General features: G+C 55.5%; 17 protein-coding genes. 9 read left to right on the plus strand and 8 right to left on the minus strand.

Annotation, left to right across the window (positions count from 1 at the left end; genetic code table 11):
* The first annotated feature begins 134 nt into the window (after positions 1-134).
* Both AQ981_RS18125 and gss read left to right on the plus strand, forming a co-directional pair.
* Entirely contained in the window at positions 135-1,115 is a 981-nt protein-coding gene (locus AQ981_RS18125) for a LacI family DNA-binding transcriptional regulator (protein WP_058913150.1), read from the plus strand.
* Between the two features lie 227 nt (positions 1,116-1,342).
* On the plus strand, positions 1,343-3,217 hold the full coding sequence (gene gss / locus AQ981_RS18130) for a bifunctional glutathionylspermidine amidase/synthase (protein ID WP_058913151.1): 1,875 nt from the start codon (positions 1,343-1,345) through the stop codon (positions 3,215-3,217).
* Positions 3,218-3,462: 245 nt separating this feature from the next.
* Here the strand turns inward: gss and AQ981_RS18135 are convergent, their stop codons facing one another.
* Together AQ981_RS18135 and AQ981_RS18140 are read right to left on the minus strand one after the other, a co-directional pair.
* Positions 3,463-4,293, minus strand: coding sequence for an alpha/beta fold hydrolase (locus tag AQ981_RS18135; protein WP_058913152.1), 831 nt, complete (start codon positions 4,291-4,293; stop codon positions 3,463-3,465).
* A 552-nt stretch (positions 4,294-4,845) separates the two neighbouring features.
* The gene (locus AQ981_RS18140; protein WP_249226336.1) at positions 4,846-6,747 is read right to left on the minus strand and encodes an FUSC family protein; all 1,902 of its coding nucleotides are present in this window, start codon (positions 6,745-6,747) and stop codon (positions 4,846-4,848) included.
* Between the two features lie 225 nt (positions 6,748-6,972).
* Between AQ981_RS18140 and agp the strand changes: the two genes are divergently transcribed.
* Positions 6,973-8,217: a bifunctional glucose-1-phosphatase/inositol phosphatase gene (gene agp, locus AQ981_RS18145; protein ID WP_058913153.1), complete on the plus strand. Its 1,245-nt coding sequence runs from the start codon at positions 6,973-6,975 to the stop codon at positions 8,215-8,217.
* A 67-nt stretch (positions 8,218-8,284) separates the two neighbouring features.
* Here agp and AQ981_RS18150 read toward each other — a convergent pair whose 3' ends face one another.
* Both AQ981_RS18150 and wrbA read right to left on the minus strand, forming a co-directional pair.
* Positions 8,285-8,512, minus strand: coding sequence for a YccJ family protein (locus AQ981_RS18150; RefSeq protein ID WP_058913154.1), 228 nt, complete (start codon positions 8,510-8,512; stop codon positions 8,285-8,287).
* 21 nt (positions 8,513-8,533) lie between these two features.
* Entirely contained in the window at positions 8,534-9,130 is a 597-nt protein-coding gene (gene wrbA, locus AQ981_RS18155; RefSeq protein WP_058913155.1) for an NAD(P)H:quinone oxidoreductase, read from the minus strand.
* A gap of 521 nt (positions 9,131-9,651) precedes the next feature.
* Between wrbA and AQ981_RS26270 the strand changes: the two genes are divergently transcribed.
* The 3 genes from AQ981_RS26270 to rutR all read left to right on the plus strand — a co-directional run bounded on the left by AQ981_RS26270 (position 9,652) and on the right by rutR (position 11,593).
* Complete coding sequence (locus tag AQ981_RS26270) at positions 9,652-9,825, plus strand: con-10 family general stress protein (RefSeq protein ID WP_071608936.1); 174 nt, start codon at positions 9,652-9,654, stop codon at positions 9,823-9,825.
* 161 nt (positions 9,826-9,986) lie between these two features.
* Positions 9,987-10,907: a DMT family transporter gene (locus tag AQ981_RS18160; RefSeq protein ID WP_058913156.1), complete on the plus strand. Its 921-nt coding sequence runs from the start codon at positions 9,987-9,989 to the stop codon at positions 10,905-10,907.
* A gap of 47 nt (positions 10,908-10,954) precedes the next feature.
* A complete protein-coding gene (rutR, locus tag AQ981_RS18165) occupies positions 10,955-11,593 on the plus strand; it encodes an HTH-type transcriptional regulator RutR (protein ID WP_058913157.1) in 639 nt (212 codons plus the stop codon).
* Between the two features lie 3 nt (positions 11,594-11,596).
* On the opposite strand, the gene AQ981_RS18170 is transcribed toward rutR, so the two are convergent.
* Positions 11,597-11,989, minus strand: coding sequence for a lysozyme inhibitor LprI family protein (locus tag AQ981_RS18170; protein WP_058913158.1), 393 nt, complete (start codon positions 11,987-11,989; stop codon positions 11,597-11,599).
* A 57-nt stretch (positions 11,990-12,046) separates the two neighbouring features.
* Positions 12,047-16,012 (minus strand): trifunctional transcriptional regulator/proline dehydrogenase/L-glutamate gamma-semialdehyde dehydrogenase, encoded by a 3,966-nt coding sequence (gene putA / locus AQ981_RS18175; RefSeq protein ID WP_058913159.1) that lies wholly within the window; start codon positions 16,010-16,012, stop codon positions 12,047-12,049.
* A gap of 418 nt (positions 16,013-16,430) precedes the next feature.
* Here putA and putP point away from each other — a divergent pair, with 418 nt between their 5' ends.
* The 3 genes from putP (at position 16,431) to catB (ending at position 20,122) form a co-directional block, all read left to right on the plus strand.
* Positions 16,431-17,939 (plus strand): sodium/proline symporter PutP, encoded by a 1,509-nt coding sequence (putP, locus tag AQ981_RS18180; RefSeq protein ID WP_058913160.1) that lies wholly within the window; start codon positions 16,431-16,433, stop codon positions 17,937-17,939.
* Positions 17,940-18,544: 605 nt separating this feature from the next.
* The gene (phoH, locus tag AQ981_RS18185) at positions 18,545-19,333 is read left to right on the plus strand and encodes a phosphate starvation-inducible protein PhoH (RefSeq protein ID WP_058913161.1); all 789 of its coding nucleotides are present in this window, start codon (positions 18,545-18,547) and stop codon (positions 19,331-19,333) included.
* A 159-nt stretch (positions 19,334-19,492) separates the two neighbouring features.
* Positions 19,493-20,122: a type B chloramphenicol O-acetyltransferase gene (gene catB, locus AQ981_RS18190; RefSeq protein ID WP_058913162.1), complete on the plus strand. Its 630-nt coding sequence runs from the start codon at positions 19,493-19,495 to the stop codon at positions 20,120-20,122.
* 18 nt (positions 20,123-20,140) lie between these two features.
* On the opposite strand, the gene AQ981_RS18195 is transcribed toward catB, so the two are convergent.
* Both AQ981_RS18195 and AQ981_RS18200 read right to left on the minus strand, forming a co-directional pair.
* Complete coding sequence (locus tag AQ981_RS18195) at positions 20,141-21,127, minus strand: FAD:protein FMN transferase (RefSeq protein WP_058913163.1); 987 nt, start codon at positions 21,125-21,127, stop codon at positions 20,141-20,143.
* The gene (locus tag AQ981_RS18200) at positions 21,108-23,315 is read right to left on the minus strand and encodes a PepSY domain-containing protein (RefSeq protein ID WP_058913164.1); all 2,208 of its coding nucleotides are present in this window, start codon (positions 23,313-23,315) and stop codon (positions 21,108-21,110) included. Before AQ981_RS18200 ends, AQ981_RS18195 begins: the two co-directional genes overlap by 20 nt.
* Positions 23,316-23,326 lie beyond the last annotated feature (11 nt).

A 23,326-nucleotide genomic window follows, 5' to 3' on the forward strand; every position in this document is an offset into this window, starting at 1 on the left:
AGCCCTCAGCCACAATAGTTATCTCATTAATTTATATAACAAAAAAATCATTAGCATTTACCGACCCATACGCCGACCCATAATTTTATGATAGCCTGCAGCGCATCCCTCTAACCGCAGGATCTCTCGTCGTTATGTCTATTCAGAAAATCGCTCAACTGGCCGGTGTGTCGGTAGCGACGGTATCACGGGTACTGAACAATAGCGGCACGGTAAAACCGCAAAACCGCGAGCGGGTGCTGCGAGCGATAGCAGAGAGCAATTACCAGCCTAACCTGCTGGCGCGCCAGTTGCGTACGGCGCGCAGTTTGATGATTCTGGTTATGGTGTCGAATATTGCTAACCCCTTCTGCGCCGAAGTGGTGAAGGGAATTGAAGAAGAGGCGGAAAATAACGGCTATCGTATTCTGCTGTGCAATTCCGCAGCGGATCTGGCGCGATCCCGGTCCGGCCTGAAACTGCTGTCGGGAAAGATTGTCGATGGCGTCATCACCATGGACGCGCTGGCGCGGTTGCCGGAGCTGACCACCCTTATTGGCGGCGCGCCCTGGGTACAGTGCGCTGAATATGCCGACAGCGGTGAAGTATCCTGCGTCGGTATTAATGATATGGATGCCGCACAGCATGTTATCTCATGGCTACTCGGCCTGGGGCGGCGGCGTATTGCTCTAATCAACCACGATCTCAGTTATCGCTATGCGCGGCTGCGTGAACAGGGGTATAAAACGGTGTTGCAGACGCATGGCAATCACTGGTGCGTCGTCGAATACGCCAGCGCCTTAACGTCGGCGGCCGGACGAGTGGCTATGGAGAGATTGCTGCGACAACATCCGCTGCCGGACGCGGTCTTTGCGGTGTCGGATACGCTGGCGGCAGGCGCGATGCGCGCCATTGAACTGGCCGGGTTGGCGATTCCGCAGGATATTGCTGTGGTGGGGTTCGATGGCACCGAGCTGAGCGAAATGGTCTCTCCACAACTGACGACCGTTGAACAACCGTCCCGGGAAATTGGCCGTCAGGCCGTTGTACAGTTGCTGAACAAAATTCACAACCCGGATGCCCGCGCCCAGCGTATCATGCTGGACTGGCGTCTGGTGAAGCGCGCCAGTACCTGAGCCTGGTGTTTTCGCCCGTCGAAAAGCGCAGCAGGCCTGGCCGGTATCCTGAAATATTCTGATAAACGAATCCACTGTCCTGCGGACAGTTTTCCATTAATAGGCGCCTGAATGGGTGCTATCATTTAGCCGACCTCTGTCCGGTTTGCCGCGCCGTGAAGCAGGGCAAAACAGAGCAATAATTATTCCTGCCCACTTCCCGGACGCATTATTTGAAAGGAAGGCTGATGAGTAACCAGGCAATAAATAACGAAGCGCCTTTTGGCACATTACTGGGCTATGCGCCGGGTGGTGTGGCGATTTACTCCTCCAACTACGGGTCTCTCGACCCCGATAATTATCCGGATGACGCTTCATTTCGCAGCTATATTGGCAATGAATACATGGGTCATAAGTGGCAGTGTGTGGAGTTTGCCCGCCGTTTCTTGTTTCTCAATTATGGCGTCGTTTTTACCGATGTCGGGATGGCGTATGAAATTTTTTCTCTGCGCTTTCTGCGCGAAGTGGTCAATGACAATATCCTGCCTTTACAGGCGTTTGCCAACGGCTCGCGGCGTCCGCCAGTGGCCGGAGCCCTGCTAATCTGGCAGAAGGGCGGCGAATTCAAAGGGACCGGTCATGTGGCGGTGATTACCCAACTGCTGGGGGATAGAGTACGCATCGCCGAACAGAATGTGATTCATGCCCCACTGCCGCCGGGCCAGCAGTGGACCCGTGAGCTGGCGCTGGAGATTAAAGATGGTCACTATACGCTTCGCGACACGTTTGACGATACCACGATTCTTGGGTGGATGATCCAGAGCGCGGATACGCAGTACAGCCTCCCGCAGCCGGAGATCGTCGGCCAGGCGTTGGCTATTCATGGCGCGCGACTGGAAGAAAAAGGGCAGTTCTCCGGCAAGTGGCTGAATGAACAGGATGCCCTGGAACGTTCCTATGTGGCGGCGAATAAAGGCCATGTTATTAATCAGGATCCGTACCAGTATTTCACAATAACGGAAAGCGCTGAGCAGGAGCTGATCAAAGCGACTAATGAGCTGCATTTGATGTACCTGCATGCTACCGATAAGGTCATGAAGGATGACAATTTATTAACCCTGTTTGATATTCCAAAAATCCTCTGGCCGCGACTGAGGCTCTCCTGGCAGCGGCGGCGCCATCATATGATCACCGGGCGTATGGATTTCTGCATGGATGAACGTGGCCTGAAGGTCTACGAGTACAACGCCGATTCCGCCTCCTGCCATACGGAAGCCGGGTTGATTCTTGAGGAGTGGACCCGCCAGGGCTATCGCGGAACAGGGCACAATCCGGCCGAGGATCTGCTCAATGAGCTGGCCGGGGCCTGGAAACATAGTCGTGCTCGTCCGTTTGTCCACATTATGCAGGACAACGATATTGAGGAAAATTATCATTCCCGGTTTATGCAGCGCGCGCTGGCCGAGGCGGGGTTCGAAAGTAAAATTCTTTATGGGCTTGCTGAGTTGCGCTGGGATGCCACCGGGCAACTGATTGACGGAGATGGGCGGCTGGTCAACTGTGTCTGGAAAACCTGGGCATGGGAGACGGCGATTGAGCAGATTCGTGAGGTCAGCGAAGCGGAATATGCCGCAGTGCCGATTCGCACCGGGCATCCGGAAAACGAAGTGCGCCTGATCGATGTTCTGTTACGTCCGGAAGTGCTGGTGTTTGAACCGCTGTGGACCGTGATCCCCGGTAATAAGGCGATTCTGCCGATTCTCTGGTCGCTGTTTCCCCATCATCGTTATCTGCTGGATACTGACTTTGAGGTCAACGACGAGTTAATTAAAACCGGTTATGCGGTGAAGCCGATTGCCGGGCGCTGCGGGAGCAATATTGATTTGATCAGCCATCACGAAGAGTTGCTGGATAAAACCAGCGGCAAATTCGCCGATCAAAAAAATATCTACCAACAACTGTGGTGCCTGCCCAGGGTGGCCGGTAAGTATATTCAGGTATGTACTTTTACCGTCGGCGGGAATTATGGCGGCGCCTGTCTACGGGGAGATGACTCGCTGGTGATTAAAAAAGAGAGTGATATCGAGCCGATGATTGTTCTGCGGGATAAGGATATTCTCTGATCTACCGCCGGCAGTCGGGGTTTCTGGCTGCTGGCGTTGTTGTACTGTGGAGAGTTTTCGTTCGATGACTGCTGTGGTTCGACCCGGTGAGTGGCTATATGTTTGCCTTGAGGACGCGGCGTTTTCAGCCGGCGTGGCAGGGCTATCTGCCGATTAGTGAGGATAATGCCTGATCACGGCGTCATTACCGCAGGCGGAGCAGAATATGAAAGATCAGGCCCTGCTGTTACGCAGGGCCTGAATGTTTAGCCGCGAATAAACGCCAGCAGATCGCTGTTGATCTGGTCTTTATGGGTGCTGCAGATACCGTGCGAGCCGCCTTTATAAACCTTGCTGCTGACATTCGGCAGCAGTTTGATCGCCGCTTCGCTGGAGGATACCGGCGGAACAATCTGGTCGTCGTCGCCGTAGATAACCAGCGTCGGGATGGTCATTTTCTTCAGGTCTTCGCGCTGATCTGTTTCCGAGAAAGCTTTAACGCAATCATAGAGCGCTTTTACAGAGCCCTGCATTCCCTGCAGCCAGAAACTGGCTTTCAGCCCTTCAGAAACCTGGGCTTCCGGACGGTTAAAACCGTAAAAGGCATCCGATAAGGTTTTGAAAAATTCTGAACGATCATTTTTGACCCCAAAGCGGATGCTGTCGAAGATTTCGCGCGGCAGGCCATGAGGATTAAAATCGGTTTCGATCATCAGCGGAGGAACCGCGCCAATCAGTACCGCTTTCGCCACCCGGGAGGTGCCATGACGGCCAATATAGCGAGCGACTTCGCCACCGCCGGTAGAATGGCCGACATGTACCGCATCTTTCAGATCCAGATACGCGGTTAATTCTGCCAGGTCATCTGCGTACTGGTCCATATTGTGGCCGTTCCACGGCTGGGAGGAGCGGCCATGGCCGCGGCGGTCATGGGCGATAACCCGATAGCCTTTGTCTGCCAGATACAGCATCTGATCTTCGAACGCATCAGAAGAAAGAGGCCAGCCGTGGCTGAAAACAACAGGCTGGCCTTCACCCCAGTCCTTATAAAACAGTTGAGTGCCATCCTGGAGTTGCAGGAAATTTGAATTATTCACGATGTGTCTCCTTGCGGAATGTCAATAGCCCGTAGTCTATTTATTGGGCTATCACATTGTTTTATTTGAACTGTTTTTTACCGGAAAGCTGTTTCTCCGGCTGAAACCAGTAAAGCATCCGGATATGAATATTGGTATATATATTTGATTATTGTGGATATTATGGTTTTATATTCTATTGATTAGGTATTTTCCGGACATTAATAATGGAAGTTAACTTTTAATATCATTCATTATTTTTTTATCTGTTCTCTGCGGGCGGATGAGCAGCGTGTCAGCGTAAGTTACGGGGAGGGACTAAACGACCGGGATGAATAAGCAGCCAGCTTTGTCACTGCGGCAGCATAAAAAAGCCCGCACAAGGTTGGCGGGCAAAATGAATACACATCAATCTGGATGGAAAACCACTTGGTTATCAAACCATATTTAGCACAGCAGATGAATCGCCAGACAAGAAAATCAGAATTTCTGTGGATTTATCGCGCCGGGTGCGGGTAAGCGGCGGGAAAATATTTCACGTTAAGAAGGGCGCCGGTAGCGGCGCCCGCACGATTAAAAGCGCGACAGCGCGCGGAGGCTTGCCTGTAACTGCTCATGCAACTGTGGTCGATGACGAAAAGCGTTTGCTGCCATCCGGAGGTTGCGCCTGGCTTTTTCCGGTGAGTGGGTAAATTCGCTCAGCCGCTTCAGTGTGACCAGCGCTCTCTGTTTGTGAATACCTGGCATATCAGGTTCATCGCTGACCTGGCGCAGTGCAATGATCGTCTGACCAAGGGTGAGTACCGCCAGACTCAGGGTCAGGGCGGAATCCGTGGTGTCACCGATTAACTGGGTCTGGCGAATCAGGCGCATAACCCGGTGATTAAGTCTGGCGCGCCACACTCGTTGCTTTGCCGCCGCCTGCTCATCGAGCGCCATATCCTGTAATTCACTGAGCATTTGTTGTTGCAGGCGCAGTTTGCGGCGGCGCGAATCAACCGGAAAGATGGTTTTAAACGCCAGAAAGGCCACCAGTGGACCGGTTACCACCGCCAGCGCGTTAATTGCCGACTGCCCGTAGTGGATTGTCAGCGGCCAGACCGGCTGACAAAGCAGCAGGAAGATCATGTTGTAATCCATGGCGCCGATCATGGTACGTCGGTTCGCGAAGGGGATCACCCCCAGCACAATAAACGGCATCATCATCAACACCTGGCAAAATGCATTACCCGCCAGCGGCCAGACAAACCAGTTACAGACCAGCGACGCCACGGCGCCTACACACTGCCAGAGAAAGATATTCGCCATGACAAAAGCCGGGTTTTCAAAGGTTGAAAACAGACTAATCATCACCGATGTGCCCAGCATGATATATGGCCAGATTGTCCAGCCGGTGGCCACCCAGGCCAGTCCTGGAAGCAGCAGAATAATAAAGGTGCGGATAAACGCCTGGCGGGCGCTGACCCAGTCGCGGTGCATTAACAGATGGTTACGCGACAGCGGCGGCGTCAGCGCTTTACCGTAAGCAGCGAATTTCTGCTTTGCTTTCAGGGTATCCGCCAGCGCTTTCAGGACGCTGGCCAGTTCCGGCAGGGCGCTGGCCAGAATTGCCGCCTGGTGGAGCCGGGTGATGATTTCCCGGGCCGGTGCGCCGCTGTCGTAATGGTGCGCAGTACTTTCCAGCAGCGCGGCGATGTCCTGGCGGCGCAACGGGTGCTGGTGATGTTCTGCCCAAAGCAGAGCGCTGACCTCCGCGGCAAGCAGGGCGCGTAGCGTACGGGTCGCCTGGTGAGTACGCAGGGAGCCCGCCTGGCTCTGTAGCCCCTCTTCAATCGCGGCGATTTCCAGCAGCAGTCGATGGGCGCTGGTTTCTGGCGGATGTTGCGCCACCGTGGCGGCAAGCAGACGCAGTACCTGGCTGTAGCTGGCGCGGACCCGGTCGGTCAGAATGTCATCGTCATCGCGGGTGAAAAGCAGGCCGACCAGCAGCGCGACCCCTACACCCACCAGCGCGGTCAGCGTTCTGTCGGCTCCTAATTGCAGTATATCGCTGGACTGGGCGCGGCTGAGCAGGACCACCATGGAGGCGGTGTAGCCCGCCAGCAGAGTGCCGTAGGCAATCAATCCATGCAACAAATTACCCACCCAGGTGGTCAGCCCAACCCAGAAGGCGATCCCGATAACCATCAGCAGAGGATGATCGCCGGCGCCGACGACCAGCAACAGGCCAAACAGGGAGCCAATCAGCGTGCCGATGGTGCGAAAAAAACTTTTTTCGATCAACATGCCGCGCACCGGCTGGGACGCCGCCCAGACGGTCATTGCCGCCCACTGAGGATGTTCGAGTCGGAAAAGCCAGGCGATAAGCAGCGCCAGGCAAGAAGCCAGCGCGGTACGCAGGCCAAAGCCCAGCCGGGGGAGATCAAATCCTGTATAGACCAGCCAGTCTTTCATGGCGCCGGGAGAGAACAGCATCACACGCATCATCCCTGATTATTGAGTGAGAGTGGAGAGTCATACGGCAACGGGCGTGAGTTTTCATGGCATAAATTGCTATTTGCCGTTTCGGTAATGGAAAACGGATGTCGCATAAGAAAAAGTCCTGTTTTGCGAGCCACATTACTCTGCCAGTATGAAACTTTCTGCCACACTGCTAAATGATTTTGTTGGACATCACATAAATAATAAGGGGAATCAGCAATGAAAAAAACATCACTGGCGCTGGCGCTTTCTGTTTCGCTTATTGCGCCAGCGCTCGCCCAGGCGGAAACCTCTGCGGAAGGCTATACCCTACAGCAAGTTCTACTGATGAGTCGCCATAACCTGCGGGCGCCGCTGGCGAATAATGGTAGTGTGCTGGAACAATCCACGGCCAAAGCATGGCCGCAATGGGATGTACCGGGCGGCCAGTTGACCACCCGCGGCGGGGTTCTGGAAGTGTACATGGGACACTACATGCGCGAATGGCTGGCTCAGCAGGGGCTGGTGACCAGCGGCGAATGCCCGCCGGCAGAGACGGTGTATGCATATGCCAATAGCCTGCAGCGTACCGTCGCGACAGCACAGTTTTTCGTGACTGGCGCCTTTCCGGGTTGTGATGTCCCGGTTCATCATCAGGAAAAGATGGGGACCATGGACCCAACCTTTAACCCGGTGATTACCAATAGCGCTCCGGCCTTTGGCGAGCAGGCGCTACAAGCGATGGAGGCTCAACGCCAGCATTATGCGCTGATCGACAGCTATAAGTTGCTCGAAGAGATGGTCGGTTTTCAGGATTCCCCGTCCTGCAAAGAGAAAAACGTCTGCGATCTGGCGCAGGGCAAAGATACTTTTAGCGCGCAGCCCGGCAAGGAGCCTGGCGTCTCCGGGCCGCTGAAAGTGGGTAACTCGCTGGTGGACGCGTTCACCCTGCAATACTACGAAGGCTTCCCGCTCGATCAGGTCGCCTGGGGACAGATCAAGACTGACAGCCAGTGGCGGGTATTATCACAGTTGAAAAATGGCTATCAGGATACGCTGTTTACCTCCCCGCAAGTGGCGCGCAACGTGGCCGCGCCGCTGGTGAAATACATCAACAATGCGCTGGTGACCGGAGCGGGTAAAGGGCCGAAGGTGACGTTGCTGGTGGGGCATGACTCCAACATCGCTTCACTGCTGACCGCTCTGGATTTTGATGATTATCAGTTGCCCGGCCAGTATGAAAGAACGCCGATCGGCGGCAAGATTGTTTTTGAGCGCTGGCACGATACGAAAGGCAACCGCGATCTGTTCAAAGTGGAGTATGTCTACCAGAGCAGCGAACAACTGCGTAATGTCGAAACGCTGACGCTGGAGAATCCGCCGCAGCGAGTCACGTTGAGTTTGAAAGGCTGCCCGGTGGATAGCCAGGGCTTCTGCCCGGCGGACAAATTTGCCGAGGTGTTCAGTCAGGCGCTGGGGCAGTAACGGTCAGTTATTCAGAATCATAAAAATGCCCCCGATGGATCGGGGGCAGCATAGAGTGGGAGAACATTCAGACGTTTTTACGTTCGATGGTTTGCTCGCCCCAGAAGAGCGAATCTTTATCGGTTTTATTAAAGGCGCGGACGAGGACCTCATCGCTGCCTTCTTCCCAGATTTGCTCGGCCCGTTTTTCATCGTACTTCGCAACCTCGAAGATCGCCTCGGCGATTTCCAGCGAGGTATTGCGTAAACTTGCCCATTCTGCGACGTGATGCGCTTTTGACTCTTGACTTGGCATGCTCTCCTCCTGTGAAGATACTTAGCCTTTTAATTTTACAGCCAGACCGGCAACATACTCTCCCTGGTAACGGGCGATCGACAGCTCTTCCTGGCTTGGCTGGCGTGAACCGTCTCCGCCGGCAATAGTGGTGGCGCCGTAAGGCGTGCCGCCGCGTACCTGTGAAATATCAAACAATTCCTGAGCGGCATAGCCGATGGGCACGATCACCATCCCATGATGTGCGAGTGTAGTCCATGTGGAGGTGATCGTCTGTTCCTGACCGCCGCCGGTACCGGTGGAGCTGAATACGCTGGCGAGTTTGCCGTACAGCGCGCCGGAGGCCCACAGGCCGCCTGTCTGATCGAGGAAGGTCCGCATCTGGCCGGACATATTGCCGAAACGAGTGGGGGTGCCAAAAATAATGGCATCATAGTCGGCCAGTTCCTGGGGGGTGGCGAGCGGGGCATTCTGCGCTTTGCCGCCGGCTTTTTCGAAGGCCTGCGGGTTCATGGTTTCGGGGACGCGTTTAACGGTGACTTCCGCGCCGTTGACTTTTTTAGCCCCTTCCGCTACCGCGTGGGCCATGGTTTCGATATGTCCATACATGGAATAGTAGAGCACTAAAACTTTTGCCATCTCGCTTCACTCCTCATTGGAATAACAAGGTAGCGGTTTTCGCTACGTCTGTGCACACAAAGTCATTCAGGGCCGATCGCGGACCGGGGAACCTCCGTCGGTGCAGCCAGGGCGCGGCCCGCGGCAATCCCTCGGGGATGAACGGGGTTATGAATCGCCCGCCAGCAAGCTGCCAGAAGGATTACGTGTAAATAAAGATATGCCACCCACATCAGAGTGCCAACCTGAGTTGCATTTCATTGATTTATCGCAACTGCTCTGTAGCATCAGGTCACATTTTTTTGAGCTTTGATTTTCTCAATTAATAAGAAAAACTTATGCTTTTCTGGTGGCCAGACGGCGCTGTTTTGCCGGGGTTATATTACAGAATATTACTAAATGTCCAATATTGATGGCGTATGAACTATGCTTTTATCTACGCGACAGGCAGATGTAGTGGAACGGTCTGTCGCCAGGTAAAAGTTAGCCCTTTTATCGAATGCAGTATGATGTCTAATCATTCACTTATCCGGAGGTCAACAATGGCAAACCATCGTGGTGGTTCAGGTAATTTTGCTGAGGACCGTGAAAGAGCATCAGAAGCAGGTCGTAAAGGTGGAAAGGCCAGTGGCGGAAACTTCAAAAACGATCCGCAACGCGCCTCGGAAGCCGGGCAAAAAGGGGGAAAAAGCAGCCACGGCGGCGGACATAAGTAGTTCATATTGTCGCCAGTCATGATATCTGCGTAACCGGATGCCGCAGCTATCTTTCCCCGGCCGCCGGATTTTCCGGCGGCTTTATTTTACCCCTTATCTTGCCGTAGCCGGCACGCTTAAGCACACTACAGGCCGATCATTTCTTCGTTCAGGTGCCGGCAATGACTCCCGCTCGTTCAGGATTTAAGTTTTCCGTAAAGCCTCAGGAAGCCATCCTGATGCTGATAACCATGTTCTGGGGCGGAACGTTTCTCGCGGTACAGTATGCGGTGACCCTCAGCGGTCCCCTGTTTTTTGTCGGCCTGCGCTTTGCTGCCGCGGCATTGGCGGTAGGCATCATTTCATTGCGCACCCTGCGCGGCGTTACCTGGCTGGAAATCAAGGCCGGGGTGGCGATTGGTTTGTCAATTGCTGTCGGCTATAGCCTGCAAACCTGGGGGCTGCAGTTTATCCCCAGCAGCAAGTCGGCTTTTATTACCGCCATGTATGTACCGCTTGTTCCCTTGCTGCAGTGGCTATGCCTGGGGCGTATGCCGGGGATGATGTCGTGGTTCGGGGTAGCGCTGGCGTTTACCGGGCTGATTTTTCTGGCTGGTCCTCAGGGGGCGACGTTCAACCTCGGGCAGGGGGAACTGATTACGCTTATCAGCGCGGTAGCGATTGCCGCGGAGATCATTCTTATCAGCGCCTGGGCGGGGCAGGTAGACGTCCGGCGCGTTACGATTATTCAACTGGCGACTGCCTCCCTGGTTTCATTTATGGCGATGATGCCGGCGGGGGAGTCGATACCTGAGTTTACCCCCGGACTGCTGGTAGTGGCGCTGGGGCTGGGACTTTTCAGCGCCATTATCCAGGCAACGATGAACTGGGCGCAGCGCAGCGTCTCCCCGACCCGGGCGACGGTCATCTACACCGGGGAACCGGTATGGGCGGGCATCTTCGGGCGCATTGCCGGGGAACGCCTTCCGGCGCTGGCTATTTTCGGCGCCGCGCTGATTGTGCTGGGAGTGTTGGTCAGCGAGTTAAAGCTGAAGAAACGCGCAACCGCAACCCCACAGGCTTCCGATTCCGCGGAATCGTGACTAATATGTTAGCTATATCCGCAACTTAGTGAGCTCAGGGGAGCCAAATGGATGCAGCAGCAGTGAAAAAGACCGGTCGACGGTCGCAGGCGGTGGCCGCTAAAAAGCAGGCGATTCTGGTGGCCGGGCTGGCGCTGTTTTCACAGTACGGATTGCATGGCGCAACCCTCGAACAGGTCGCCGAGCGCGCCGGGGTATCGAAAACCAATCTGCTGTACTATTTTCCTTCGAAAGAAGCGCTGTATGTTGCGGTGCTGAAGCAGATCCTCGATATCTGGCTGGCTCCGCTACGTGCCTTTCGGGCTGATTTACAGCCGCTGGCGGCGATCGGCGAGTATATTCGTCTCAAGATGGAGGTGTCGCGGGATCACCCGCAGGCTTCAAAACTGTTCTGCCAGGAGATGCTTCAGGGAGCGCCGCTGTTGATGGCTGAACTGAGCGGCGATTTAAAACAACTGGTGGATGATAAGTCAGCGATTATCGCCGGCTGGGTTGCTGCCGGGAAGCTGGCGCCGGTCGATCCGCACCATCTGATCTTTATGGTCTGGGCGTCAACCCAGCACTACGCCGATTTTGCCACCCAGATTGAAGCGGTGACCGGTAAAACGCTCCAGGATGAAGCCTTCTTTGGCTGCGCGGTGGACAATGTCCAGCGTATGATCCTCGAAGGCATCCGTGCTAAATAGTGCTTACTGGCCCCGCAGCGGGCAGCTTAAATCGCCTTCATCGCATTCCATCAGTGATTCCAGATAGGCATTGCGATCGCGGGTTTTATCGGCCATGCACTGGCTGTTGACCATTTCCTGAATACTCCCGCCACTGCTGGCTGAGCTGAGAAAAGCGCAGTCGGCGTCGCGTAGCTCAATCCAGCTATTCTGGGCTTTTTTCAGTAGCGCGCGCTGGGATTCACTGGCCCGGGAAAGAGCATTCTGATAAGTCGAATTCAACTCCTGGTCAGCTTTTTGGTACTCGGCGGCGGCGCAGGTAGTCAGTTCCGTCTGGCTGGCCGCATTATCGCACTCGCTGGCTAAGGCGGTGCCGGAAAACAGCAGACCAGCAAAAAGAAAATAAACAGGTTTCATGCGAGTTCCTTAAACAAGAAAGGCCCCGGACAGGGGCCTTGTTAGGTTAACGGAGCCTTAGCCAATTGTCATCAGGCTTGCATTGCCTCCTGCGGCGGCGGTATTCACACTCAGAGAGCGTTCATGGTAGAGGCGCTCCAGCAGCAGGTTAGTTTCACCGCGAGCGAAGCCCTGGACCGAAACGATAGCACCGTCGCGGGCGGCGACCTGCGCGCATAGTTCACGCAACTGGTCGGAATCCCCGTGGTAAATCACGGCGTCGAACGGTTGGCTCATCAGCGCCGGGCGAGCGGCGAACACGATACGCCGGGCAACTTCCGCCGGCAGGCGTTTGGCCAAAGCCCGGTAGTCGTTGTCATCCGGCCACAGGATCTGGCTACCGACGCTGGTGACCGCGGCCACCTGTACCAGGCGGTCTTCATCGCTGTCGGCGATACACAGCACCCGCTCCCGGGGGAGCAGCAGATAGGTGTTTTTCTCACCGGTCGGGCCCGGCAACAGGCGCTGTTTACCGCTTTGCGCCTGGGCGGCGAACGCGATACACAGGTCGTGTAGCGACGGTTGCTGCTGTTGCGCCCAGACCGTCAGCGCCTGGTGCGCGCTCTGCAGCGGCTCCTGAAGGCTGGCATCCACGGCAAATCCGCGATCCTGGCGAGCGAAGGTATTCACCAGCGCGTCCTGCGGGCGGTTAGCCAACAGACGGTACAGATACAGCGGGCCGCCGGCCTTAGGCCCGGTACCGGAAAGGCCTTCGCCGCCGAACGGCTGAACGCCGACCACCGCGCCTACCATATTGCGGTTAACATACATGTTGCCGACATGGGCGGCGCCGGTCACCTGAGCGATGGTCTCGTCAATACGCGTGTGGACGCCGAGCGTCAGCCCATAGCCTGCGGCGTTGATCTGGCGAACCAGGTCATGCAACTGGCTGCGCGAGTAGCGCACGACATGCAGAACCGGGCCGAAAACCTCGCGCTTCATTTCGTCAAACGATTCCAGCTCGATCAGTGTAGGCGGTACAAAGGTGCCGCTTTGCCAGGCTTTGCTATCCTCGCTGTTATTGAAGGCCGCCTGGAATACGCTGCGGCCTTTGGCACGCATCTGTTCGATATGGCGCTCAATATTTTCCCGGGCTTCATTATCGATTACCGGGCCAATGTCGACATTCAGACGTCCGGGGTTGCCCATCCGGCACTCTTCCATGGCGCCGCGCAGCATAGTCAGCGTATGTTCGGCGATATCTTCCTGCAGGCACAAAACCCGCAGCGCGGAACAGCGCTGTCCGGCGCTGTCGAAGGCGGAGGCCACCACATCCACCACCACCTGTTCGGTAAGAGCGGAAGAGTCAACGATCATCGCATTAAGACCGCCGGTTTCGGCGATGAGCGGCGTTGGTCTTCCCTGGGGGTCGAGGCGATTAGCGATATTGCGCTGTAGCAGGGTGGCGACTTCGGTCGAACCGGTAAACATCACGCCGCGTACCCGGTCATCGCTGGTGAGTGCGGCGCCCACGGTTTCGCCGCGCCCGGGCAGTAGCTGAACGACCCCCGGCGGTACCCCGGCTTCCATCAGAATAGCGACGCCCTGGGCGGCGATCAGCGGGGTCTGCTCCGCGGGTTTTGCCAGCACGCTGTTTCCGGCGGCCAGCGCGGCGGCAATCTGGCCGGTAAAAATAGCCAGCGGGAAGTTCCACGGGCTGATGCACACTACCGGCCCCAGCGGGCGATGAGTCTCATTATCGAAATCGTCGCGTACCTGGGCGGCGTAATAGCGCAGGAAGTCCACCGCTTCGCGCACTTCGGCAATCGCGTTAGCGAACGTTTTACCCGCTTCGCGGACCAGAATGCCGATCAGCGTCTGGATCTGATCTTCCATTAGCACCGCGGCGCGCTCCAGAATAGCGGCGCGTTCCTGCGGTGGAGTAGCGAACCAGATGGGAGCCTGGTTAACGGCGCTGTCGAGCGCGGTGACCACTTCTTCTGGCGTCGCTTCGCGGACGTAGCCGACGGTGTCCGTGGCTTCCGCCGGGTTGATCACCGGTTGCATGTCGCCATCCGGTACCGGAACTTCGAGGATCGGTTTGGCCAGCCATTTCTGCCCGGCGCTGCTCAGCAGGGCAGAGGAGAGAGAGGCGAGGCGATGTTCATTGGCCAGATCCAGCCCGGCGGAGTTGGCGCGTCCGGCGCCATACAGATCGCGCGGCAGGGGAATTTTCGGGTGCGGCAGACCGGGAATACCTTCCTGGCTGGCCAGCTTATCCACCGCTTTGACCGGATCGGCAACCAGTTCATCCAGCGGCAGGCTGGCGTCGGCAATGCGGTTAACAAATGAGGTGTTGGCGCCGTTTTCCAGCAGTCGGCGCACCAGATAGGCCAGTAGGGTTTCGTGTGTCCCCACCGGTGCGTAGATACGACACGGGCGGTTCAGTTTACCATCCGCCACTTTACCGACCACCTGCTCGTAGAGCGGCTCTCCCATGCCGTGCAGGCACTGGAACTCGTACTGACCAGGATAGTAGTTTTGCCCGGCCAGATGGTAAATCGCCGCCAGAGTATGGGCGTTATGGGTAGCGAACTGCGGGTAAATCAGGTTCGGTACCGCCAGCAGTTTTTTAGCGCAGGCCAGATAGGATACGTCGGTATACACTTTGCGGGTGTAGACCGGGTAGCCTTGCAGCCCATCCATCTGGGCGCGTTTGACTTCGCTGTCCCAGTAGGCGCCTTTGACCAGACGGATCATCAGGCGACGGCGACTGCGGGTAGCGAGATCGATCAGGTAATCAATAACAAACGGGCAGCGCTTCTGGTACGCCTGAATAACAAAGCCGATACCGTTCCATCCGGACAGTTCCGGTTCAAAGCACAATTTTTCCAGCAGGTCGAGGGAGATTTCCAGTCGGTCGGCCTCTTCGGCATCGATGTTGATGCCGATATCATACTGGCGCGCCAGCAGAGTAAGGGATTTCAGGCGCGGATAGAGCTCATCCATCACCCGATCGTACTGGGCGCGGCTATAGCGCGGGTGCAGAGCGGATAGTTTGATTGAAATCCCAGGCCCTTCATAAATCCCGCGCCCGTTGGAGGCTTTGCCAATAGCGTGGATCGCCTGCTGGTAGGAGACCATATATGCCTGCGCGTCCGCCGCCGTCAGCGCGGCTTCGCCGAGCATGTCATAAGAGTAGCGAAAGCCTTTGTCTTCCAGTTTGCGGGCGTTGGCCAGCGCTTCGGCGATGGTCTCTCCGGTGACAAACTGCTCGCCCATCAGGCGCATCGCCATATCCACCCCTTTGCGGATCAGCGGTTCGCCACTCTTGCCGATAATCCGGTTCAGCGAGCGGGAGAGGTTGGCTTCGTTGTGGGTGGAGACCAGGCGTCCGGTAAACAGCAGTCCCCAGGTGGCGGCGTTAACAAACAGCGACGGGCTACGGCCTATATGCGACTGCCAGTTACCGTTGCTGATTTTGTCGCGGATCAGCGCGTCGCGGGTCGCTTTGTCGGGAATACGCAGCAGCGCTTCCGCCAGGCACATCAGCGCCACGCCTTCCTGAGAGGACAGCGAAAATTCCTGCAGCAGGTTTTGCACCATTCCGGCGCGTCCGCCCGCACTCTTTTGGTTCCTCAGCTTATCCGCCAGTTGCCAGGCGAGTTTGTGGGTTTGTTCCGCCAGCGGCGGCGCCAGGCGTGCCTGTTCAAGAATCATGGGCACCGCATCGGTTTCCGGGCGTCGCCATGCTGCGGTGATGGCGGAACGGCTGACCGACTGCGGGAGGATCTGTTCCGCAAACTCCAGGAAAGGCTGGTGGGGTTCATCCACGGCGCCTGTCGGCTCTTCCCCTTCATTCGCGGCGCCGGCAAGGATTGCTGGCAGCTCCGGCAATATGTCATCATTTTCCAGATGTTCAAGATAATTGAATATCGCCTGCTTGATCAGCCAGTGTGGTGTGCGGTCAATTCTGGCGGCTGCAGATTTAATGCGATCCCGGGTCGCTTCATCCAGCTTTACACCCATGGTCGTCGTCCCCATGCCTGTACTCCTGTTATGCGTTGTATGTTGGTTGTGCCATGGAATATCTACCATGTTGCAACTTTGTGCAACCTTGTTAAATGTGATGTGGCTTGCAAGCCTGAAAATGAATGAAATGTTAAATAAAAAATCAGGCATCAATCTTGCTGTTAATTTTTGCCGGGACTGTTTTTTCTGATCTGGTTAACGTTTTTAACAGGTGCAACCGGGAAAAACGTGAGCAAGTGCAACCTGAAGAATTTTTTTATTTCGTTGCGGAAAAATAACCTGTAAATGGAGTGTTAAATCGATTGTGAATGGCAAGGGCTTGCGGCACGATAGTACCGCTTTGCAACGACAATAACGTGAAACGCCCCGTTCCGGCGTTTCCTGACCGGCTACCGCTGATGGTCCGGCACCATGATCTGGAGAATTTTAGATGGCAATGAGTACACCGATGCTGGTGACTTTCCTCGTATATATTTTTGGCATGATACTGATAGGGTTTATTGCATGGCGTTCCACCAAAAACTTTGATGATTATATCCTCGGCGGCCGCAGCCTGGGGCCTGTTGTCACGGCACTGTCGGCAGGGGCGTCGGATATGAGCGGCTGGTTGCTGATGGGGCTACCGGGGGCGATTTTTCTGTCCGGTATTTCGGAAAGCTGGATTGCTATCGGGCTGATCCTTGGCGCATGGGTAAACTGGAAGCTGGTTGCCGGGCGTTTGCGGGTCCACACCGAGGCCAACAATAACGCGCTGACGCTTCCGGATTACTTTACCGGGCGCTTTGAGGATAACAGCCGCCTGCTGCGGATCATTTCCGCGCTGGTCATTCTGCTGTTTTTCACCATCTACTGCGCTTCCGGCATTGTGGCTGGCGCGCGTCTGTTTGAAAGCACTTTCGGTATGAGTTATGAAACCGCGCTGTGGGCCGGGGCGGCGGCGACGATTCTCTACACCTTTATCGGCGGTTTTCTGGCGGTGAGCTGGACCGACACGGTACAGGCCAGCCTGATGATTTTTGCTCTGATTCTTACCCCGGTGATTGTCATTCTCGCCGTTGGCGGTATGGGTGACGCCATGGAGGTCATCAAACAAAAAAGTGTTGAGAACGTCGACATGATGAAGGGGCTGAATCTGGTAGCCATCATTTCGCTGATGGGCTGGGGGCTGGGTTATTTTGGTCAACCGCATATTCTGGCGCGCTTTATGGCGGCGGATTCGCACCATACGATTATCAGCGCCCGGCGCATCAGTATGACATGGATGATTCTGTGTCTGGGCGGCGCGGTTGCGGTCGGTTTCTTCGGCATCGCCTATTTTAATACCCATCCTGAAGTGGCTGGCGCGGTTAACCAGAACGGCGAGCGGGTGTTTATTGAACTGGCGCAAATTCTTTTTAATCCGTGGATTGCCGGGATCCTGCTTTCCGCTATCCTGGCGGCGGTTATGTCCACCCTGAGCTGTCAGCTACTGGTGTGCTCCAGTGCGATAACCGAGGATCTCTACAAAGCGTTTCTGCGTAAAAATGCCAGCCAGACTGAGCTGGTATGGGTAGGGCGCGTGATGGTGCTGGTGGTGGCGCTGGTGGCGATTGCCCTGGCGGCCAATCCGGAAAACCGCGTGCTGGGGCTGGTCAGCTACGCCTGGGCGGGGTTTGGCGCCGCGTTTGGTCCGGTGGTGCTGTTCTCCGTCATGTGGTCGCGTATGACGCGCAACGGCGCGCTGGCCGGTATGATTATTGGCGCCGCGACGGTACTTATCTGGAAACAGTTCGCGTGGCTGGGGCTGTATGAAATTATCCCCGGCTTTATTTTCGGCAGTCTGGGCATTGTGGTAGTCAGTCTGCTGGGCAGAGCGCCGTCGGCGTCGATACAACGGCGTTTTGCGCAGGCCGATGAACATTATCAAACCCCGCGCCAGGCGGCGGTGCCGGTGGAATAGTCCATCCGGTTGGTAAAAAGCGGTGTGCTGTGGAGCACGCCGTTTTTTTACTGACTAACGGTAATCTGCCGTTCGGTTACGCTAATACAGCGCAATATCCCGTGGCATCACATTTTTACATTAGCATTTGAAATAATTCATTGCCCTAATCATCAGGTTGATATATTTCTGTAATATCTCTATGCGACAACCAGATGGCAGTCAGGACGCCACGGTCGTAAACTTTAAGTGAAAATTATGTTGCGTTTTTGATAATTTTTGATGTACTTAAAGCACAGGCAGTATTTCCCGGCAGTGACTGTAGTTTCACTATGGAGAGCGCGGATGCCAGAGAGTTGTACCAGAATTTATGATAACCAACACCCAACCTCCCGGCGCGGAGAGCACTCCACCGGCAACGCCTTCTTCTCTCTTCTGAAATTCCCTTTGACAACACAGCAACCCGATACCAGGGCGGGCAGCGGTGCGCGTAGCCGTTGCTCCGTTCTTTTCCAACCGGCAGTCAGTGGCTTAAAAGGAAGCCAAATCTCATCCGTTAGTGCGCATCATCGCACTGTGCTGGCAGCGACAGTGCGGTTAATGAAACCAACATTAAGGTGCCATCCATGGGAAGACAAAAAGCAGTGATCAAAGCCCGCCGTGAAGCAAGACGCCTGCTGAGACGGGATTCACGCAGCCACAAGCAGCGTGAAGAAGAATCGGTCACCACGCTTGTGCATATGGGGGGAGTTGAAGCAATCGGCATGGCCCGGGACAGCCGGGATACCACGCCTGTGGAAGCGCGTAACGAAGCCCAGCAGCGCTATCTTCACGCTATAGAAAGCAAACAACTGGTATTTGCCACTGGTGAAGCCGGCTGTGGTAAGACGTTTATCAGTGCGGCGAAAGCCGCGGAGGCCCTGATACATAAGGATGTGGACAGGATCATCGTGACGCGTCCTGTCCTGCAGGCTGATGAAGATCTCGGCTTTCTGCCCGGCGATATTTCGGAGAAGTTCGCACCCTATTTTCGCCCGGTTTACGATGTGTTGGTGCGTCGCCTTGGCGCATCTTTTATGCAGTACTGCCTGCGTCCGGAGATTGGCAAAGTGGAAATCGCGCCCTTTGCCTATATGCGCGGGCGTACGTTCGAGAACGCGTTTGTCATTCTGGATGAGGCGCAGAATGTCACCGCAGCCCAGATGAAGATGTTTCTTACCCGCCTCGGGGAGAACGTGACGGTGATCGTTAACGGGGATATTACCCAGTGCGATCTTCCTGCCGGCGTCCCTTCAGGTCTGAGCGATGCGCTGGCTCGCTTTGAAGAGGATGAGATGGTGGGCGTGGTGCGTTTCGGCAAAGATGACTGTGTGCGATCGGCGCTGTGTCAGCGCACGCTGCACGCTTATGGTTGAGTTTTTACATGCTGCTATAAAGCCCGGAATTTCCGGGCTTTGTTTTTTGTGCCGGTAGGAGCAGTCGATATAACATAAATGGAGCGAGCGCATTGCCGGAACGGGTCTGGCTGGAGAGAATAGCGGCAGCGATACGCTGAACAACGCCGGGAGCCAGGAATGAGCAATTTTTTCGAATCGCCTTTTAAAGGGGTGACGCTGGATAAGCAAGTGACTAATCCGAACATCATTGTTGGGCGCTATAGCTACTATTCGGGCTATTACCATGGGCACGGTTTTGATGACTGCGCGCGCTATCTGCTGCCGGATGCCGGCGTGGACAGATTAATCATCGGAAGCTTTTGTTCGATTGGTTCAGGCGCGGCATTTATTATGGCCGGCAATCAGGGACATCGCCATGACTGGATAAGTACGTTCCCTTTTTACTGGATGCCGGATGTTGCGGTTTTTGCAGGGGCAAGTAATGGGTATCAACCTGCCGGGGATACTGTTATTGGCAATGATGTCTGGATTGGTTCCGAAGCGATTATTTTGCCCGGCATAAAGGTTGGCGATGGCGCAGTGATTGGTACGCGGGCTCTGGTGACCCGGGACGTAGAGCCTTATACCATTGTGGGCGGCAATCCGGCGCAAGTGATCCGCAAGCGCTTTGAGGATATGACTATCGATAAGCTACTGGAAATGAAGTGGTGGGATTGGCCGGAAGAAAAGTTATCACCGGCGATCCCACTACTGAGCAGCGGTGATATTGATGGTTTATACCGGTATTGGCTGGAGAGAGTTCGGTGAGTCGGCTGATTGATGAAATCATTCTGTACCTGACATATGTATATGACCAGAGGATTGCGGGTGCTCAAAAAGTGGGCCGCATCCGCGGGAAGCTATTTTCCCTGCATTATCCCGCATCAGGAACAGCGCGCTAAGCCCCTGTTGCCGGGCAAGTCTCTCTCCGGTTTCAGGGCCGGCGACCATCAGTGCCGTAGCCCAGGCATCGGCTTCTGTGCAGGTGGGGGCAACAACAGTAACCGAGGCGGGGGGGCTGACCAACGGGGCGCCACGTTGTGGATCCATGGTGTGCGACAGCCGATATCCCTGCACATTAACCCAGTGACGGTAGTCGCCAGAAGTAGCGACAGCGGCATCCTGTAATGTCAGGATGGAATGAGTCGCTCGGCAGTTTGGGTCGGGGGCCTCGATTGCAATTGTCCATGCCTGGTTGTCAGGTCTTAGACCCTGAGCCCGCAGTTCCCCATCAATCCCGACCAGTCCGCTCTCAATACCAAATGCGGCCAGTGTTTCCATCAAACGATCCGCGCCATATCCTTTAGCAATGCCATTCAGATCGAGCACAATAGCGCCACGTTTATGCACAATGTTGCCTTTTAACGCCAGTAATTCGTGTGCGGGTTGTCGCCGAGCTGCCATTGCTTTGCGGATATTTTCCACTTCCGCGGACTCTGTGCCAAATCCCCAGGCGCGTACGGCATCTCCCATGCCGATATCAAAGGCGCCACCCGACGCCTGACCAATAGCCAGGCCAGACTGTAGTACCCGGATGATATCATCCGGCACGATGAGAGACTCTCCCGCTGGCAGATGATTCAGCCACATCAGGTCGCTATAGGGATTCCGGGTGGACATCTGCTCGTTGATATTGTCTACGGCCTGCTGTAAGGCCGTCTGTACTGGCCCGGAATCATATCCTGCAGGGGCGTAGAAAAGTGCCGACCAGCGAGTTCCCATTGTTGGTCCACTGAGCGCGTATTTGATTAAATCAGTAGATATCTTCGACATAGCGGCCTCCGGCTTTCAGTATTTCTGGCGTTATCCCGATGGGACTGAGGATATTCTCCAGGGCTTCGGCGACACCCTGGGCCATATCGCGTCCTCCACAAATCATGATCCTTCCCCCCTGCTCGATAGACTGCGCGATTAACGGGCCTTCCCTGAGTAGAATATCCTGAACATATTGTGGGTAATCGCTGCGTGAAGCCGCGGTGAAAAGTTGTGTAAGGTACCCTTCGCTTTGCCAGATGGATAATTCGGTGTGGTACAGGAAATCGCTGTCCGGCGAGCGAAGTCCGAAAAACAGATAAATCGCACGTCGCCGATCATTGCGACGAATAAAACCTGCCAGAGGCCCCAGGCCGGTACCGGCGCCAATCAGAATCAGGGGGGAACTGTCGTGCTGGACATGAAAAGCGGGGTTGCTGCGCAAAAAAGCACGTACCGTCTGCCCGGGAGAAAGACGTGTCAACTGACCAGAAGACAGACCACCTGGATGCTGGCGTACCACTATTTCTATAAAACCATCTTCTGTGCCTGAAGCCAGAGAGTAAAGGCGAGGTATCGTATTGCCTACCGGTAAAATCCCCAGCAAATCTCCTGCTTCGAACCGGGCAAAACCTTCGCCGGTGACGCGCTGCCAGAAAGATGTTTTCGGTAGCGCGAAGCGCAGTATTGTCATTGGTACATGTATAGCCTCTCCGTAATCTCTGCGCGTCAGCAGGGTCAGTGGCGTTGTCGCTGGCAATACCGGTTGATATGCCAGATTGAGTTCTGCGTGCAGAGCATTACCCAGCGCCCGGCCCCAGCGAGTGAAGGCCTGAGACGATTGCCGATCGATAGTTTCAAAAGGGAGTAATGATCTCCATCCTGCAGCCCGGGCAGCTCTTTCCACTGCAGCGGCAAAGGCGCAAAAGTGCGGGAAGCTGCGATCGCCAAACCCGAGAACGGCCAGGGGAGCGACAGGAGGGGTCTTCATTGCTTGAAGTTTTTCGAGCAATACTCGGGCGGAAGAGGGCGCACCACCTTCTCCATAGGTGGCCGTAAGGATAAAAAAGCGTTGTACCTTGCGATAACGAGTAGGCGTGAATGTGTTCGCTGGTGCGACATGTACAGACTGGCCGACATCACGTAACGCATTTGCCAGCGTTGCCGCAAAACCCCAGGTGGTGCCACTTTCTGAACCTACCAGTACAATTGTGGTAGCCTGGGCGGCAGACGCGTTATCTTTTAGACGCGGACGGCTACCTGTCCCGGTAAGCCAGACAGCGTATCCGGTTATGACCAATACAGGACCCCCTAACGCCACCAGACCAAGAACAATTCCTGTGATGGCCGAGCCCTGACCGGTATGAAGCATGTAAATGGTTTCTGATATTTTCTGCCAGGTATTAAGGTCGCTCCACGCCAGCATAGTGCCGGTTCCCTGATCCACATATCCCATCCCCTGGTCAGTCTTGATGATGAACGTATCTTCGGGATGGTCTGGATCGGGAAAACTTAGCTCGCGTAACACAGTGACAGGGGTGTTACGCAAGACATCTATTTTATCCAGCGCGAGGCCGGTTTTGCCGCTGGCTTCATAAGCGAGGGGCGGCTGCAAAGGCTCTATCGTGACAATGTTGAATGTTTCGGCGGACATCCAGAGCGCCGTTAATGCACAGAGCAATAATCCAGGTGCCGTAACGCGTGCAAGTTCAACGTGTAGTCGTCCTGCTAATGGTCCGCGCAGGCGTGAAAACCAGCGTCGCCAGCCTCCGGTGCGTCGAACAATCAGTATTGAGCCGGAAAATGTCAGGATAAGCATCGTCAGCGCGCCAGCGGCGACTATCAGGCGGCCGCTATCATCCAGAAACAGCGAACGATGGAAAGTTGTCAGCCAGCGCCTTAGGGGGTCGGGATTGGTAGTGTCAAGATGATGGCCGGTCATCGGATCGATAATAGCAGAGCCCGGCTGGCTACCATCGAACCACCATGCACTGATCTGTCCCGAAGACGATCGCTGAATCTGTTCTACGCCAGGGTGGGCTTTCTGCACCTGTGTCGCCAGTTCAGCAACGGTCATTCCGTTGGCAGCCTGAGGAGCCAGAACGGTATCTGCTGCCGGGTAAAACGACAGTATGGCTCCGCTTAACGCAGTGGTGAACAACAGGGTAGCCAGTGCCAGTCCTGGCCAGCGGTGCAAAATGCGTATCATAGTGGTGACCT

Source organism: Entomohabitans teleogrylli (assembly GCF_001484765.1).
Classification (GTDB): domain Bacteria; phylum Pseudomonadota; class Gammaproteobacteria; order Enterobacterales; family Enterobacteriaceae; genus Entomohabitans; species Entomohabitans teleogrylli.